The organism is Kineosporia sp. NBRC 101677, assembly GCF_030269265.1.
Taxonomy (GTDB): Bacteria; Actinomycetota; Actinomycetes; order Actinomycetales; family Kineosporiaceae; genus Kineosporia; species Kineosporia rhizophila.
Map to the genome: position 1 here is coordinate 357,721 of NZ_BSTA01000008.1, position 15,276 is coordinate 372,996.

General features: G+C 69.7%; 14 protein-coding genes and 1 tRNA gene. 8 read left to right on the forward strand and 7 right to left on the reverse strand.

Annotated features, from left to right (window positions below; genetic code table 11):
- Positions 1–5: 5 nt before the first annotated feature.
- The 4 genes from QSK18_RS24180 to argS form a co-directional block, all read right to left on the reverse strand.
- Positions 6–1,862: a methylmalonyl-CoA mutase subunit beta gene (locus QSK18_RS24180; protein ID WP_232814264.1), complete on the reverse strand. Its 1,857-nt coding sequence runs from the start codon at positions 1,860–1,862 to the stop codon at positions 6–8.
- Positions 1,863–1,926: 64 nt separating this feature from the next.
- The gene (locus QSK18_RS24185) at positions 1,927–2,217 is read right to left on the reverse strand and encodes a helix-turn-helix domain-containing protein (RefSeq protein WP_232814263.1); all 291 of its coding nucleotides are present in this window, start codon (positions 2,215–2,217) and stop codon (positions 1,927–1,929) included.
- A 94-nt stretch (positions 2,218–2,311) separates the two neighbouring features.
- Positions 2,312–3,739: a diaminopimelate decarboxylase gene (gene lysA, locus QSK18_RS24190; RefSeq protein WP_232814262.1), complete on the reverse strand. Its 1,428-nt coding sequence runs from the start codon at positions 3,737–3,739 to the stop codon at positions 2,312–2,314.
- Between the two features lie 10 nt (positions 3,740–3,749).
- Complete coding sequence (gene argS, locus QSK18_RS24195; protein ID WP_285623645.1) at positions 3,750–5,390, reverse strand: arginine--tRNA ligase; 1,641 nt, start codon at positions 5,388–5,390, stop codon at positions 3,750–3,752.
- Positions 5,391–5,667: 277 nt separating this feature from the next.
- Between argS and QSK18_RS24200 the strand changes: the two genes are divergently transcribed.
- The 3 genes from QSK18_RS24200 to QSK18_RS36015 all read left to right on the forward strand — a co-directional run bounded on the left by QSK18_RS24200 (position 5,668) and on the right by QSK18_RS36015 (position 7,150).
- Complete coding sequence (locus QSK18_RS24200) at positions 5,668–6,408, forward strand: FadR/GntR family transcriptional regulator (protein WP_232814260.1); 741 nt, start codon at positions 5,668–5,670, stop codon at positions 6,406–6,408.
- Positions 6,409–6,469: 61 nt separating this feature from the next.
- Positions 6,470–6,541, forward strand: a tRNA-Arg gene (locus QSK18_RS24205).
- 408 nt (positions 6,542–6,949) lie between these two features.
- The gene (locus tag QSK18_RS36015; protein ID WP_352396621.1) at positions 6,950–7,150 is read left to right on the forward strand and encodes a hypothetical protein; all 201 of its coding nucleotides are present in this window, start codon (positions 6,950–6,952) and stop codon (positions 7,148–7,150) included.
- Here the strand turns inward: QSK18_RS36015 and tkt are convergent.
- Positions 7,059–9,272, reverse strand: coding sequence for a transketolase (gene tkt / locus QSK18_RS24210; RefSeq protein WP_285623648.1), 2,214 nt, complete (start codon positions 9,270–9,272; stop codon positions 7,059–7,061). The genes QSK18_RS36015 and tkt overlap by 92 nt on opposite strands.
- 152 nt (positions 9,273–9,424) lie before the next feature.
- Positions 9,425–9,982: a hypothetical protein gene (locus QSK18_RS24215; protein ID WP_232814258.1), complete on the reverse strand. Its 558-nt coding sequence runs from the start codon at positions 9,980–9,982 to the stop codon at positions 9,425–9,427.
- Positions 9,983–10,409: 427 nt separating this feature from the next.
- Here QSK18_RS24215 and QSK18_RS24220 point away from each other — a divergent pair, with 427 nt between their 5' ends.
- The 3 genes from QSK18_RS24220 to QSK18_RS24230 all read left to right on the forward strand — a co-directional run bounded on the left by QSK18_RS24220 (position 10,410) and on the right by QSK18_RS24230 (position 13,152).
- Positions 10,410–11,483 (forward strand): fatty acid desaturase family protein, encoded by a 1,074-nt coding sequence (locus tag QSK18_RS24220; RefSeq protein ID WP_232814257.1) that lies wholly within the window; start codon positions 10,410–10,412, stop codon positions 11,481–11,483.
- A 153-nt stretch (positions 11,484–11,636) separates the two neighbouring features.
- Positions 11,637–12,371 carry a GAF and ANTAR domain-containing protein gene (locus tag QSK18_RS24225; RefSeq protein ID WP_232814256.1) on the forward strand — a complete coding sequence of 245 codons (735 nt, stop codon included), beginning with the start codon at positions 11,637–11,639 and terminating at the stop codon, positions 12,369–12,371.
- A 52-nt stretch (positions 12,372–12,423) separates the two neighbouring features.
- Positions 12,424–13,152, forward strand: coding sequence for a GAF and ANTAR domain-containing protein (locus QSK18_RS24230; RefSeq protein ID WP_232814255.1), 729 nt, complete (start codon positions 12,424–12,426; stop codon positions 13,150–13,152).
- Here QSK18_RS24230 and QSK18_RS24235 read toward each other — a convergent pair.
- Positions 13,112–13,567, reverse strand: a complete 456-nt coding sequence (locus QSK18_RS24235) for an STAS domain-containing protein (RefSeq protein WP_232814254.1) — start codon at positions 13,565–13,567, stop codon at positions 13,112–13,114. The two genes, QSK18_RS24230 and QSK18_RS24235, sit on opposite strands and share 41 nt — an antisense overlap.
- A gap of 483 nt (positions 13,568–14,050) precedes the next feature.
- On the opposite strand from QSK18_RS24235, the gene QSK18_RS24240 reads away from it, so the two are divergent.
- Both QSK18_RS24240 and QSK18_RS24245 read left to right on the forward strand, forming a co-directional pair.
- On the forward strand, positions 14,051–14,353 hold the full coding sequence (locus tag QSK18_RS24240) for a hypothetical protein (RefSeq protein WP_285623657.1): 303 nt from the start codon (positions 14,051–14,053) through the stop codon (positions 14,351–14,353).
- A gap of 320 nt (positions 14,354–14,673) precedes the next feature.
- A complete protein-coding gene (locus QSK18_RS24245) occupies positions 14,674–15,234 on the forward strand; it encodes a calcium-binding protein (RefSeq protein WP_232814252.1) in 561 nt (186 codons plus the stop codon).
- Positions 15,235–15,276: the final 42 nt, after the last annotated feature.

Below are 15,276 nucleotides of genomic sequence, written 5' to 3' on the forward strand. Positions count from 1 at the left end.
TCTCGTCAGCTCCCGATGCCGATCCGCCGGTGGAGATCCCGCAGCACCGCCAGGGCATCCACCCCCATGAACACGTAGTCGTCGACCGCCGGGTACTCGCCCGGCTTCCCGGCGAGCAGGACATGCTGTGCGCCCGCCTCTTTCAGGGCCTCGGCCACGGCCTGCGCCTGCTCGGCGTAGACCTTGTCGCTGGAGGCCAGGCAGGCGATCGTGGCCCCGCTGGCCCGGAACGCCTCCACGTCGCCGCTCGGAGTCTGCAACCCACCGGCCTGAAAGAGGTTGGCGGCGAAGGTGGCCCGGGCGGTGTGCACGGCGACCGGGCCGATGGTGACCAGGAAGACCTCGGGCGCCCCGGTCTGCGCTTCGGCACTGTCCCGCAGGGCCTCGTACTCCTCGGCGTAGCGGTGCACCGGCAGCCCCCCGTGGGGCTTCTCGGGCAGAGGCTTACGGACGAGTGTGGGCTCGGAAAGGTTCGGGAACTCACTTACGCCGGTGAGTGGGTCTTTGCGGTGGGCCAGTCGCTTGGCCCGCCTCTGCCAGACCTGGTCGATCTCGGCGGCGAGGCGGCCGGTCCCGAGCGCAGCCGCCATCCCACCCTCGGCCTCGATGGAGGTGAACTGCTCCCACGCGGCGCGGGCGAGCTCCTCGGTGATCTGCTCCACGTACCAGGAGCCCCCGGCCGGGTCGATCACCCGGGCCAGGTGCGACTCCATCACCAGCAGCGACGACGTGTTGCGGGCGATCCGGCGGGAGAACGCGTCGGGCAGGCCGATCGCCGCGTCGAACGGCTGCACCGTGACCGAGTCGGCCCCGCCCACACCGGCCCCGAAAGCGGCGAGCGTGGTGCGCAGCAGGTTCACCCAGGGGTCGCGGCGGCTCATCATCGCCGACGACGTGACCACGTGCTGCCGCTGCCCCAGCCGGTTCGCCGAGGCCGGGTCGCCCAGCTGCTCCTCCAACCCGCAGACCTCGGCCACCCGGGCCCAGAGACGGCGGGCAGCACGGAGTTTGGCGATGGTCAGGAACTGGTCGGCATTCGCGGCGTAGCGGAACTCGAGCTGGGCGAAGGCGTCGGCGGTGCCGATCCCGGCCTCGGTCAGGGCCCGCAGGTAAGCCACGCCGGTGGCCAGCGAGGCGCCCAGTTCCTGCGCGTCCGAGGCTCCGGCGTCGTGATACACGGTGGCGTCGACCGTGGCCACCCGCAGGGCAGTGCCGGTGGCGCGCTCGGCCAGCCTGGGCAGCAGCGCCAGGTCGGGAGTGTGGCCGGCGCCGAGCCGGGCGCGCAGGCCGATCGGGTCGGCGCCGAGGTTGCCACCGGCGCCGGCGATACCGTCGAGCAAGGTCAGGAACTCTTCGGCCGCAGCCTCGGTGTCGGCGCCGGCGTCCAGCACCACCGGGGCCAGGTCGAGCAGCACCCCGTTCAGCACCTGCGACAGACTGCCCAGCGGCAGCCCGCCCTGGCCCAGGGTGAGCCAGAGCGAGGTGACGCCGTTCTCCAGATCGGCCATCACCGCCTCGTGGGTGACCTCTGGGTCGGGGTCGAGATGACGCTGGCGGATGTCCCAGCCGTAGGGCACGGTTCCGGCCGCCCGCGACCCACGCACGAACGGGGCCAGCCCGGGAACGCCGATCGCGTCCTCGGCCACCGCGTCGTCCCGGGTGTACAGCGGGCGGATCCCGATGCCGTCGTAAGTGGTGCTGGTCAGCCGGCTCACGGCCTGCGCCGGATCGTCGTCCGGAGTCATCCGGCCGGCCTTCACCAGGGCAGATGCGACCAGGCGGTGCCATTGGGCCGGCTCGGCCGGGTCGAACAGCCCGGCCAGGGGCAGATCCGGCGGCGGTTGCAGCGGCGCGGCGCTCATACCCCCAGCTTAGGAACGCCGGCTTGAGCCGGACAGTGGGCGCAGTTGAACTACGCCACACCGCTCAGGCTTGTGGGGGTGTTCCGGGAGGTGCCGGTGGCGTGGCCCGGGCCAGGACGTTGCGGGGGGTGAGGGCGGTGGCCAGCACCTCGGCCACGCCGAGCACCGAGGCGACCCGGAACACGTGCTCCAGCGGTGCCCCCTGCCCGGCCTCCAGCCTGGTGATGGTGGCGATACCGACGCCCGAGCGCTGGGAGAGTTCCTCGACGGTCAGCTTGCGGATACGCCGCCAGGTGGCCAGATCGGTGCCCAGCCGGCGCAGGGCCCGCGGCACTCCGGCAGACGGTCGGGTCACCTTCGTCATTATCCAGACTTACTCGACCACAAACAATGGACGCCCGTGGGCACCAAGGCGCTCACGGACGTCCATAGTCGGTGGTCTGGTTCTTCTAGACCACGTCGAGGGCGAGGATGTCCTCTTCGGTCTCGCGGCGCACGATCACCCGGGCCCTACCGTCGCGCACCGCCACCACCGGCGGGCGGGGAACGTGGTTGTACTGGCTGGCCATGCTGCGGCAGTAGGCCCCGGTACCGGGCACCGCGAGCAGGTCGCCCGGGGTCAGGTCGCCCGGCAGGAACTCGTCGCGCACCACGATGTCACCGCTCTCGCAGTGCTTGCCCACCACCCGGCAGAGCGCGGCGGGGGCGTCGGACGAGCGCGAGGCGAGCGTGCAGGAGTAGTCGGCGTCGTACAGCGCGGTGCGAATGTTGTCGCTCATCCCGCCGTCGACCGACACGTAGCGGCGTACGCCGCCGCCGTCCATGGTGACGTCTTTCAGGGTGCCGATCTGGTACAGCGTGAACGTGCTCGGGCCGGCGATCGCCCGGCCCGGCTCGACCGAGACCCGGGGCACCGCGATCTGCAGCGCCCGGCACTCCCGCAGCACGATGTCGGCCAGCTGGTCGGCCAGCAGCTTGGCCTCCAGCGGGTCGTGCTGGCTGGTGTAGGCGATGCCGTAGCCACCGCCGAGGTCGATCTCCGGCAGCGCCACGCCGTGGTCGCGCTCGACCGAGGCGTGCAGCCCGAGCAGGCGCCGGGCCGAGACCTCGAAACCCTGGGTGTCGAAGATCTGCGAGCCGATGTGACTGTGCAGGCCCAGCAGCTTCAGCGAGGGCGAGGCGAGCACCTTGGCGATCGCCTGGGCGGCGACTCCCCCGGCCAGCGAGAGACCGAACTTCTGGTCCTCGTGGGCGGTGGAGACGTATTCGTGGGTGTGCGCCTCGACGCCCACGGTGACCCGGATGAAGACCGGCTGGACCACGCCGTGCCGGGCGGCCGCCTCGGCCACCCGGTCGATCTCGGTCATCGAGTCGATCACGATCCGGCCGATCCCGGCCGCGACCGCCCGGTCGATCTCGCTCGGCAGCTTGTTGTTGCCGTGCAGGGCGATCCGCTCCGGCGGCACCCCGCCGCGCAGGGCGACGGCCAGCTCACCGCCGGAGCAGGTGTCGAGGAACAACCCGTCCTCGGCGATCCAGCGGGCGACCTCGGTGCACAGGAACGCCTTTCCGGCGTAGTACACGTCGGCGCCCCCGACCCCGGCGAAGGCCGAGGCGAACGCGTCGCGGAAAGCCGTTGCCCGGGCCCGGAAGTCGGCCTCGTCGAGGACGAAGGCGGGGGTGCCGAACTCGGCCGCCAGGTCGGTCACCGAGACCCCGCCGATCTGAAGCACCCCGTCGTCGGAGCGGTGCACGCTCTGTGCCCACAGCCCGGGCAGCAGGTCGTTGACGTCGCCCGGGGGCCGCAGCCAGCCCGGAACCGTCGCTACCCCGCCGTGCCCCGGGCTGTGCAGCTCGCCGGCCTCGTGCGTACCCATGCTCAGTTCCTCACATTCGCTCGGGCGCGCTCACGCCGAGCAGATCGAGACCGTTGGCCAGCACCAGCCGGGTGGCCTCGGCCAGCCAGAGCCGGGTGCGGTGCAGGTCCTCCACCGGGTCCTCGCCGCGCGGGGTGACCCGGCAGTTGTCGTACCACTTGTGGAAGGCCCCGGCGACGACCTCCAGATGCCGCGCCACCCGGTGCGGTTCCCGCAGCTCGGCGGCCTGCGCCACCACCGCCGGGAACTGCGCCAGCACGGCGATCAGCTCGTTCTCGGTGGGGTGGTCGAGCAGGGCCGGCTCGAAGACCGTGCGCTCCACGCCGTGCTCGCGGGCCTGGTTGGCCAGCGACGACAGCCGGGCGTGGGCGTACTGCACGTAGAAGACCGGGTTGTCGTTGGTCTTCTTCTGCAGCACCTCACCGTCCAGCGCGAGCGGCGAGTCGGCCGGGTACCGGGCCAGCGAGTAGCGCACCGCGTCGCGGCCCAGCCAGTCGACCAGGTCCTTCAGCTCGATGATGTTGCCGGCCCGCTTGCTCAGCCGGGCCCCACCCACGCTGACCAGCTGGCCGATCAGCACCTCGACCGACTCCGCCGGGTCGTCGCCGGCGCAGGCCACGATCGCCTTCAGCCGGTTCACGTAGCCGTGGTGGTCGGCGCCGAGCATGTAGATCTTCTTGGGGAAGCCGCGGTCGCGCACCGAGAGCCAGTAGGCCGCGTCGGCGGCGAAGTACGTCTTCTCGCCGTCGGCCTTGACCAGCACCCGGTCCTTGTCGTCGCCGAAGTCGGTGGTGCGCAGCCAGACCGCGCCGTCCCGGTCCTCCACGTGGCCCTGCTCGCGCAGCCGTTCCACGGCGGCGTCGACCGCGCCGGAGGAGTGCAGCGTGCGCTCGGAGAACCAGACGTCGAACTGGACCCCGAAACCGTCGAGCGTCTCGCGGTTCTCGGCGAGCTGGATGGCGTACCCGAGCTCCCGGGCCACGTTCTGGGCCTCGGCGAGCGGGAGGTCGTCGATGTCGGGGCGCTGTTCGCGCACCTTGGCCGCCAGCTCGGCCACGTACTCGCCGTGATAACCGCCCTCGGGGATCTCGGTGCCCTTGATCCGGGCCAGGATCGAGCCGCCGAACCGGTCCATCTGGGCACCCGCGTCGTTCACGTAGAACTCGCGGGTGACCTGGGCGCCGCTGGCGGTCAGGACCCGGGCCAGCGCGTCGCCGAGCGCGGCCCACCGGGTGTGCCCGATGTGCAGCGGACCGGTCGGGTTGGCCGAGACGAACTCCAGGTTCAGGACGGTGCCGGCGAGCTGCTGGTTCTGCCCGAAGGCAGGACCGGCCTCGACGATGGTGCGCACCAGCTCGGCGGCCGAGGCCGCGTCCAGCACGATGTTCAGGAAGCCCGGCCCGGCGATGTCGACGCTCTTGATCCCCGGCAGTTCGCCCAGGCGCGCCGCGAGCAGCTCGGCGACTGCGCGCGGCGGCTTGCCGGCCGGCTTGGCCAGCTGCAGGGCGATGTTGGTGGACCAGTCGCCGTGCTCGCGCTGCTTCGGTCGCTCGACCCGGATCTCGGCGGGGACGCTGACGGTGAGATCACCGGCAGCGACGGCGGCCTCCAGGCACGCCCGGATCGCGGCGGAAAGTTCGTCGGGAGTCACACCGGCAAGGGTATCCGCTGGTGGCGGTGCTGGTCGCAGGCATTACCGGCGGCCCGGCGGGGGCGCTCGCGACCGGGGCGAGTCGTTGCCGCACAGCCGGTTCGGCCCGGCGCGCCGGTTGGTCCCTTCGGCTGGAGCCCGGCCGAAGCTCGGCGGGTGGGCCCCGGACGTGGCACTCTGACCCGCAGACCGGCCGGTTCTGCGTAACCCGCACCAAGAGCAGCGCAAGCATCACAGTAGATACTTCCGTTTTATCGGCGATTGGTAGGATGACTCGATGTCAGCCCCGGTGAGTGAGGCACCCGGCCCGTTGCGTTCGACGCGCAGGGCAGGCCTGATCGACCAGGTCATCGACCAGCTCCGCACCCAGATCACCGCCGGCGCGTGGGCGGTCGGCGAGCGCATCCCCACCGAGACCGAGCTCTCGCAGCTGACCAACACCAGCCGCAACACCGTGCGCGAGGCGGTCCAGTCCCTGGTCCACGCCGGCCTGCTGGAGCGACGGCAGGGCTCGGGCACCTACGTGCTGGCGGCCAGCGAGCTGGCCGGGGCGGTCAGCCGCCGGGTGGCCAAGGCCCGCCGCCTCGACGTCCTCGAGGTCCGCCGCACCCTCGAGGTCGGTGCCGCCCGGCTGGCCGCCCGCCGCCGCACCGAGGCCGACATCGCCCACCTGCGCGAACTGCACGACGGCCGCCAGGCCGCCCGCCTGCTGGACGACGTGGACGAACTGGTGGCCCGGGACGTACGTCTGCACCGCGCGATCGTCCAGGCATCGCACAACCCCGTGCTCACCGACCTCTACGAAGACCTGGTGGTGGCCCTGCAGGAGAACGTGCGCCTGAACGTGGCCGCCGTCGCCCCCGCCGACGACGACCACTCCGCCCTGGTGGAGGCGGTCATCGCGGGCGACGCCGAGACGGCCGCGGCCGAGGCCGCCGCCTTCCTCGACGCGCTGATCGCCGGCAGCGACAAGGAGGACGTGGCCGACCTCGAGGTGCGGGTGCAGCCGGAGAACTGAGGGCGCCCGGCATTGCATTGGTCATCCGGACGGCGCGGCTGCTAGTGTTCAGAACACCCGAGCCCCCGTAGCTCAGGGGATAGAGCGTCGCCCTCCGGAGGCGAAAGCGCAGGTTCGAATCCTGCCGGGGGCACTTCTTTTCGAAGTGCACAGATGGCCCGCTGAACAGGCAAGACCTGGACTGCGGGCCATTGTTGTGCGTCCGGCCATAGGCGGCCGTTTACTACTGTCCACGGCCAGTACGCGGCCAAGCTCTCGCCCTGCATAGCCCGCCCCGACCGTGGCCAAACGCCAACTGACCGATCAGCGAGCTACGCCCGGCGGCGGCATGTCGAGGGATCGTCGACTTTGGTACGAGATCGCCGTGAGCAGCGCATGCGACATGAAGAAACAGGGTGATCGCGTCACCGATCAAGGTGCAAGCAAGCATCCGCACCTGCCAGGAGATGATTGCGGAACGAGCCCGGGCAGCCACTCCGGGCGCACGTGACTCCCGCTTCCTCCACCTGCTCTTCGAACAGCCTACTGCCGCATCAGCACCGTGGCCGAACGATGCGAGGTCTCACGCCAGACCGCATCATCCTGGCTACATTCTCTGGTGCAGGCTGGCCTCCTCGATGACGCGGAGCAAAGATCAGATCCTCGTGCCCCTACTGGTCCCCGGTTCCGCCCCGCGCCGGGACAGTGCTGTCCTGGGCAGGGACGAAGCCCGCCGAGGGCTGGCTGGTGGTCGCCTGGCTGAGACTCTCGAGCGCTGCCCGGACGGTGTTTTCCGGCGTGATGCCGAACTCTTGGTAGAGGCGCTGCTGGTCTGCGGAGGCGCCGAAGTGCTCGAGCGAGACGATGCGGCCGGCGTCGCCGACCACGTCCCGCCAGCCTTGGGCGATGCCCGCCTCGATGCTGACGCGAGCCCGCATCGTGGGGGGAAGGACCTGGTCGCGGTAGGCCTGGGGCTGTAGGTCGAACCATTCCCGGCACGGCATCGACACCACCCGGGCGGCGACGCCCTCGGTGTGCAGGAGGTCCCGGGCGGCCAGGGCGATCTGCAGTTCGGACCCGGTGGCGATGAGGATGACCGTGGCGGCTGCCTCCGGATCGCCGTCGACCAGGACGTAACCGCCCCGGGCGACTCCCTCGGCCGAGGCGAAGCCGGGTCGGGAACGGTCCAGCACCGGTAGGTTCTGCCGGGAAAGGATGAGTCCGGCCGGGCGGTCGGTGTGCTCGAGGATGGTGCGCCAGGCCCACGCTGTTTCGTTGGCGTCGCCGGGGCGCACGACGTCCAGGCCGGGAATTGCCCGTAGTGCGGCGAGGTGCTCGACCGGCTGGTGCGTGGGGCCGTCCTCACCCAGACCGATCGAGTCGTGCGTCCATACGTAGGTCACTGGGATCTTCATCAATGCGGCCAGCCGCACGGCCGGGCGCATGTAGTCGCTGAAGGTGAGGAAGGTTCCGCCGTAGGGGCGGGTCAGGCTCTGCAGCGCAATGCCGTTCATGACCGCGCCCATGGCGTGCTCACGCACCCCGAAGTGAAGGGTCCGCCCGTACGGATTCCCCGGCCAGAGCCGGGTCTGGCGGCCGGTCGGCAGGAATGACGGCTCGCCGGCCATCGTGGTGTTGTTCGACTCGGCCAGGTCGGCCGAGCCGCCCCACAGTTCGGGCAGCACCGGAGCCAGCGCGGACAGGACGCTTCCGGACGCCTTGCGGGTGGACAGGCCCTTGGGATCGGGGGCGAAGACCGGCAGCGCGTCGACCCATCCGGACGGCAGCCGGGGCGCTGTCAGACGGTCGAGCAGCTCGGCCCGTCCGGGGTTGTCCGCCTGCCAGGCCTGGAAGTCGATGTCCCAGTCCTGACGCGACTGCTTGGCCGAAACGGCGACGGAACGCGTCCGGTCCAGGACGGTGTCCTCGACCACGAAAGTCTTTTCCGGATCGAATCCGAGCAGTTCCTTGGTGGCCCGGACCTCTTCGGGCCCCAGCGCCGCCCCGTGCGCCTTGAACGTGTTCTGCGAGGTGGGGGCGGGCCAGCCCAGGACAGTGCGAAGGGCGATGAAGGACGGGCGGCGCGTCTCGCTCTTGGCGGCCTCGACGGCGGCCAAGAGGGCGTCGACGTCCTCCACGTACTCACCCGTGTGAGTCCAGTCCACGGTCTGCACGTGCCAGCCGTAGGTTTCGTAACGCCCGGCGACGTCCTCGGTGAACGAGACGCCGGTGTCGTCCTCGATGGAGATGTGGTTCTGGTCGTAGATCACCACGAGATTGCTCAGCTCCTGGTGCCCGGCCAGCGAACTCGCCTCGGCGGCAACGCCTTCCATCATGTCACCGTCCGAGACCAGCACGTAGACGTGATGGTCGAACGGGCTGCGGCCGGGTTCGGTGTCCGGGTCCAGCAGGCCGCGTTCGCGGCGCGCCGCCATCGCCATGCCCACTGCACTTCCCAGGCCCTGCCCCAGCGGGCCGGTGGTGATCTCCACCCCACGGGTGTGGCGGTATTCCGGATGGCCAGGAGTGGCCGATCCCCAGGTGCGATAGGCCTGTAGGTCGGGCAGTTCCAGCCCGTACCCCGACAGGTACAGCTGGGCGTACAGGGTCAGGCTGGTGTGCCCGCAGGACAGAACGAACCGGTCCCGGCCCAGCCACTGGTCGTCGGCCGGATCGTGGCGCATCACGTTGTGGAACAGCAGATAGGCCACCGGGGCGAGGCTCATGGCCGTGCCTGGATGGCCGTTGCCGACCTGTTGCACGGCGTCGGCGGCCAGCATGCGGGCGGTGTCGACCGCTCTCAGATCCACCTCGTCCCAGCCGGCGCGGCTCGCCACCGGTGCGGGCAACTGCGTCGACCTCGTCCATGAAGTGCGCTGACTCACGACCAACTCCTGATCATCGGGTTGCCCCCGACCACTGTCTCGTCCGAGGCGGGCTGTCGGGACGTGCGGCGGGACGCAGCTGGGTCACCCCAGCTGCGTCCCGCTCTTCGCCCGGCAACGACCCGGACGAGACATTCGCAGAGCGAGCCGGATCAGCGGCGCTGCTCGGCCTTCTTCCGCCGGCCGTCGAGAATCTCGCCCGGGCGCTGCTGCTCACCCTGCTGAGCGCCCATGACGACGATGACGGCGGTCAGGACGGGGATGGCCCACTGCAGGGCGCGCAGACGGCTCTGGGCCGAAGCCAGCTCGTCCGGCGTGTCCGCGGCCGGCTCCGTGGCCCCCTCGGCGTGCGTGCCCCCGGAGGCCGCGAGCTTGGCACCCAGGAAACCGCTGTAGGCGGTGGTGGCGGCGGCCGCCACGGTGACCAGCGACTTGATGACGGTGTTGGAGGTCACGCCGCTCTGGTTCATCACCCGGTCACGGTTGGCCAGAATCAGGCCGGCACCGCCGATCAGGTGCGCGCCGATGGCGGCGGCACTGACCGGGCTCCAGCGGGCCCAGCCGTCGGCGGCGATCCGGACACGCTCGTCGGGGTTCTCCACGTCCGAGGCCGCACCGTTCAGGGCCACCGCCCCCATCAGTGAGCCGCCCAGCCAGGCGGCCGCCCCGAGGTCGTGCATGGACCGGATCAGCGTGTTGCGCGAACTCATCTTGGTGCTCCTTCGGTTGCCGAGCGATGCCGAAAGTCTCTGACTCCAGACAGAACTCGAGTTACTGAGTCCGGTCGCCGACCGCCGTGCGTTCCTCTGCAGGGGCGTGGGACGATCCGGGACGGAACCGGGCCGGACGAGGGAACTGGTGGCGCCCGGCGACCGCGAGCCTGCGGACGGGCCGGTGTCGGTCCTTGCCGATCAGCAGTGTCCGGAAACCAGCCAGGTTCTCAGTGCTTCGGCTCGGGCCGGGCAGGACATCTGCGGGGAAGTGCCACCGGGGCCGGGGCAGCACTGGATATGACCGTGACGTTACCCCTTTCAGGTCAGATCGCCTGCGGAGGTGGCCCCACCGGATCGGAGTTATCGTGAACTGCTGCCCCGGACCCGGCGGTACCGTCCGCCGAACCCGCGAAAGCTGCAGCACATGCCCGATCCGCACGATGGCCGCGAATCCGGATCAGTCCGGGTACGCCAGGTCTCCGCCTACGCCGAACTGTCCCGCGAGATCCGGGATGCTGGCCTTCTGCGTCGTCGCCACGGTTACTACTGGTCCTGGATCATTGGCCTGACCTTGGCGTTCTTCGCCTGCTGGACCGCGGTGCCGATCCTGGGGAACTCCTGGTGGCAACTGGCGGTGGCCGCGGTGACGGGGGTGGTCGTGACCCAGTTCGGCTTTCTGGGCCACGATGCGGCGCACCGGCAGATCTTCGCTTCCTCGGCGTGGAACGAGTGGACGGCACGGGTGCTGTCCGGCGCGTTCGCGGGCCTGAGCTACGGGTGGTGGTCGCACAAGCACAACCGCCACCACAGCGGACCGAACCAGGTGAACCGTGATCCCGACATCGCCCCCGGGCCGGTGGCCATGACCCCGGCCGTGGCCCTGAGCCGCACCGGTGCGGCCGCCTGGGTCACCCGGCGCCAGGGATACCTGTTCTTCCCCCTGCTCCTGCTGGAGGGCGCCAATCTGCATGTCAGTGGGATCCGGACGCTGCTCGCCGACCGCACGCTCCCGCATCGCCGACTGGAGCTCTCGATCATCCTCACCCGGTTCGCTCTCTACCTGGGTGTGCTCCTGGCGGTGCTGCCGATCGGAAAAGCTGCTGCCTTCGCCGCCGTTCAGCTCGGCGTCTTCGGACTGCTGCTGGGCGCCTCGTTCGCACCGAACCACAAGGGCATGCCGATCGTCCCTGCGGACACCCGGATCGACTTCCTCCAGCGGCAGGTCCTGATGTCTCGCAACGTGCACGGCGGTCCGGTCACGGACGTGGCCATGGGCGGGCTGAACTACCAGATCGAGCACCACCTGTTCCCGAACATGCCCCGGCCCAATCTGCGCCGGGCCCAGCCGCTGGTGCGCGAGTTCTGCCACCGCAAGCAGGTGACCTACACCGAGACCAGCCTGATCAGCTCGTACGGCATCGTCATCCGGTACCTGAACAGCGTCGGCCGGCCTGACCGGGATCCGTTCTCCTGTCCGATGGTGCGCCAGTACCGATGAGGTTCTCAGCTGGTGGTCGCGACTTCTCGGATAGGCTGGCGGCACAGCGAACAGGCGTGCACTTCGCTCCGGTTCCCCGACCACGACCAGAAGCGGTGCCGCCATGCCTGACCTGAACAGGTCAGAGGTTCGCCCGCCGCCATCGGCCCGGGCATGACCTCGTTCGGCGACGACGCCGCCCGGGTCCATGACCTGATCGTGCGTGAGGCCTGTGATCCAGGGGTGATGAGTGGGTCCATCGCCTGGCTGCAGTGCCTGTGCCGAGCCGCCACCCGGGCCCTGCCGGTGACCGGGGCCGCGATCAGCGTGATGGCCGCCGGCAGTTCGCAGGGCCTGGCCGCCGCCTCGGACACCCGCAGCAAGATGGTCGAGGAACTGCAGTTCACCCTCGGCGAAGGGCCGTGTCTGGAGGCCTACGCCAAGGGCCGGCCGGTGCTGGCCCCCGATCTGGCCGGGGAGTCCGGCGCGCGCTGGCCGGCCTATTCCTCGGCCGCCGTACAGCACGGTGTGGAAGCGGTTTTCGCCTTTCCGCTGCGGATCGGGGTGGCCCAGCTGGGCGTCCTGGACATGTACCGGGCCCGTCCCGGAGAGCTTTCCTACGACGCGCTCGAACTGGCCCAGGCGTTCGCCCGGGTGGCCCTGACCGGCCTCCTCGACGTGCACGACTCGATCGGCTCGGAACAACTGGCGCAGGAGCTCACGCAGGCCTCGCACTACCGGGTCGAGGTGTACCAGGCGGCCGGCATGCTGCAGGTCCAGCTCGGGGTCGACTCCGAGGCAGCGCTCGTCCGGCTCCGGGCCGAGGCCTTCCTGCAGGGCCGAAGGGTCGGTGAGGTCGCTCGCGACATCATCGACCGTAAAATAACTCTGGAACGGGATCAGGGATGACCGGACCAGCCGACGCGCTCACCGATCCGGTGAACGAGGGAATGAGCAGTCGATGAGTGCAATTGCCTCGGAGCGCCTGTCCGAAGTGTTTGTCGAGTTGGCCGACACTCTGGTGGACGACTTCGATCTGGTGGAGTTCCTGCAGATGCTCACCTCGCGGGTCTCCGAGCTGACCGGGGCGCGGGCCGCCGGGCTGATGCTGGCCGATGCCGAGGACCGGCTGCACTTCATGGCCGCCTCGGACGAGCGGGTCCACCTCCTGGACCTGTTCCAGATCCAGACCGACGAGGGTCCGTGCCGCGACTGCTTCCGGCAGGGTGCGGCGGTGAGCGCCGCGGATCTGCGGCGGGCCGAGACCCGTTGGCCGCGGTTCGCTCCGGCCGCCCTGCAGGCGGGATTCGCCTCGGTGCAAGCATTCCCGTTACGGCTGCGTCAGCAGGTGATCGGCAGCGTCGGGCTTTTCGGGGCTTCAGCGGTGGCGATGGCCCCGGCCGACGTCCGGGTCGTGCAGGCCCTGGTCGACGTGGCCACGATCGGGATCCTGCAGGAACGCCAGGTGCGCCGCGGACAGGTCCTGACCGAGCAACTCCAGGGCGCACTGAACAGCCGCATCGTCATCGAGCAGGCCAAAGGCGTCATTGCCCAGGCCCGCGCGGTCACCATCGACGAGGCGTTCACCATGTTGCGAACCTACTGCCGGACCCACCATCTGCGCCTGAGCGAGACGGCCCGGCTCATCGTCAGTGATCCTGCTCAGATGCCGAACTTCGAGACGGACTGAGGGCTCCCCGGTTCGAAAGTGCTTCCCGCACCTGCCCGATCTCGTCCCGCGGTGTCTCCACCTCGGCCTGCTCGAGGCGGAGGCCCTGCGAGCCGGGGGCTTCCTGGCCGGGGCGCTGCCCGGAACCGGACACAGTCATCGGGTGCGCGGGCCCCTCGAGGATCTGCGCCAGATGCGGCTCGGCCTTGAGGAAACGGTCTGCCACAGCGGAGATCTCGCCCAGCCGCAGCACAGCTCCTCGCAGCACCTGAAGGCGGCGGGCCTCGATCAGAGGCTCGATGCCGTCCCGGTCGAGCCAGGTCACCCCGGAAAGATCGACCACGATCTCCCCCGGCCCGTCCTCGCAGGCCAGGCTGAGTAGGTGCAGCCGCATCACGGGGACACCGGAGGCTCTCAGATCACCGGAAAAACTCACGGTGACAGATTGGTCCTGCACGACCAGCGGCCGGGGCGGTCGGTCCACCGCGAACAATTTGGGCTGACTGGATTTGAGCATGACCCGGACTCCACAGGTGCGCGCAGGAGGAGGAGCCGCCGGGACCGGGGCAGCGAGTTGCACGATCAGCGTACTCGGCCGGGCCGATAACTGTACAGAAGCTCGGCCGCGCCACTGCAGTGATCAGAACCGGCTCAGAATGTGTACTTATTTCAGAAAGCACTGCACCGCAAGTCTTTACGCGAAGATCGAGGCAAAATGATCAGCTCCGGAAAAGCCGTCTCACCCGATTTCTTTCGTCCCGGATGATCACCGGCGAAAATCCGGGACCGGTCCGGAACATCTCAGAAGGCGCCGATGCCCATTTCGACGTAGTGTTCCCAACAGTGAGGAAAAGCCGTTCAAGGCTTTTTCACCGGCCAGCCGGCGGCCTGTCTGCCGAGCAAATACCAAGGAGTACCTGTGACTGAATATTCTGCTGCGTCCGCCCCCTCGACCGTCGACGACTACCGGGCACCCCGGCGGCTGAGCACCGAGACGAAGGCCTCGACCAAGACCACCGAGCTCATCGTCTTCGTCGTCGCCATCCTTGCCGTGGCCATCACGGCGCTGGTCGTCGGAAGCAGCGACACGGCCAATGGCGGCCAGACCCCCGACCCGTTCAGCGCCAACGACGCGCTGCGCTACATCACCTACCTGACCATCGGCTACATGGTGGCGCGAGGCCTGGCCAAGTCCGGCAGCCGGGACAACTACGACGCCTGACTCCCACTTCCCGCCGTTGCGGCGGGTGAGTGACCAGAACCTGGTGTGAATCCCTGGAGACCGCCCTCTCCGGGGATTCTTGCTGTCCCGGCGGGGAACACCGGGCCGCCACCATGCCCGCGGGAATTGCGGCCACAGCGGCAACCGAGACCGGATTGCGACCCCCTCGAGGGAACTTTCGGACGTCTTCCATTTTCTTCTCGAACCGATGCAATCGCCCCAAGATCTCCAATTGCGGACCCTTCGGACTGCCCCTAGCTTTCACAGCACTGCAGCTGATCCACGCGGTGCAACACAAGACCCGATCTCAGGAGCGGTTCGTGAACAAGGTCAAGCGTTTTGCGGTTCTTGGCGGCAGCCTGGCGATGGCCGGCGGTCTGGCCCTCTCCGTGGCCGGCCCGGCGCAGGCGGCCACCCCCAGGTGTGACGGCAAGCGGGCCACGATCGTCGGTACCGCCGGCGCCGACAAGATCGCCGGCACCCGGGGTGCCGACGTGATCGTCGCGCTCGGCGGCAACGACGTGGTCGACGGCGCCGGCGGCAACGACACCATCTGCGGTGGGGCCGGGAAGGACCAGATCAGCGGTGGGGCCGGCAACGACACCGTCCGCGGCAACGGCGGCAACGACCTCCTTGTCGGTGCCCGGGGCAACGACAAGCTGTACGGCGACGCCGGGAGCGACGTCATCGGGGGCAACGGCGGCAACGACTGGATCAGCGGCGGCAAGGGTGACGACGGTCTGCTCGGCGGGGCGGGCAAGGACTCCATCTACGGCAACCAGGGCGACGACGTGATCGCCGGCGAGAGCGGCAAGGACAAGCTGGTCGGCGGGGCGGGCAAGGACCAGGTCTTCCAGGGTAAGCTGCCCGAGAAGGCCTGACGCACAACCTTTCACCGGCGCCCGGTCGCGATCTCGCGGCCG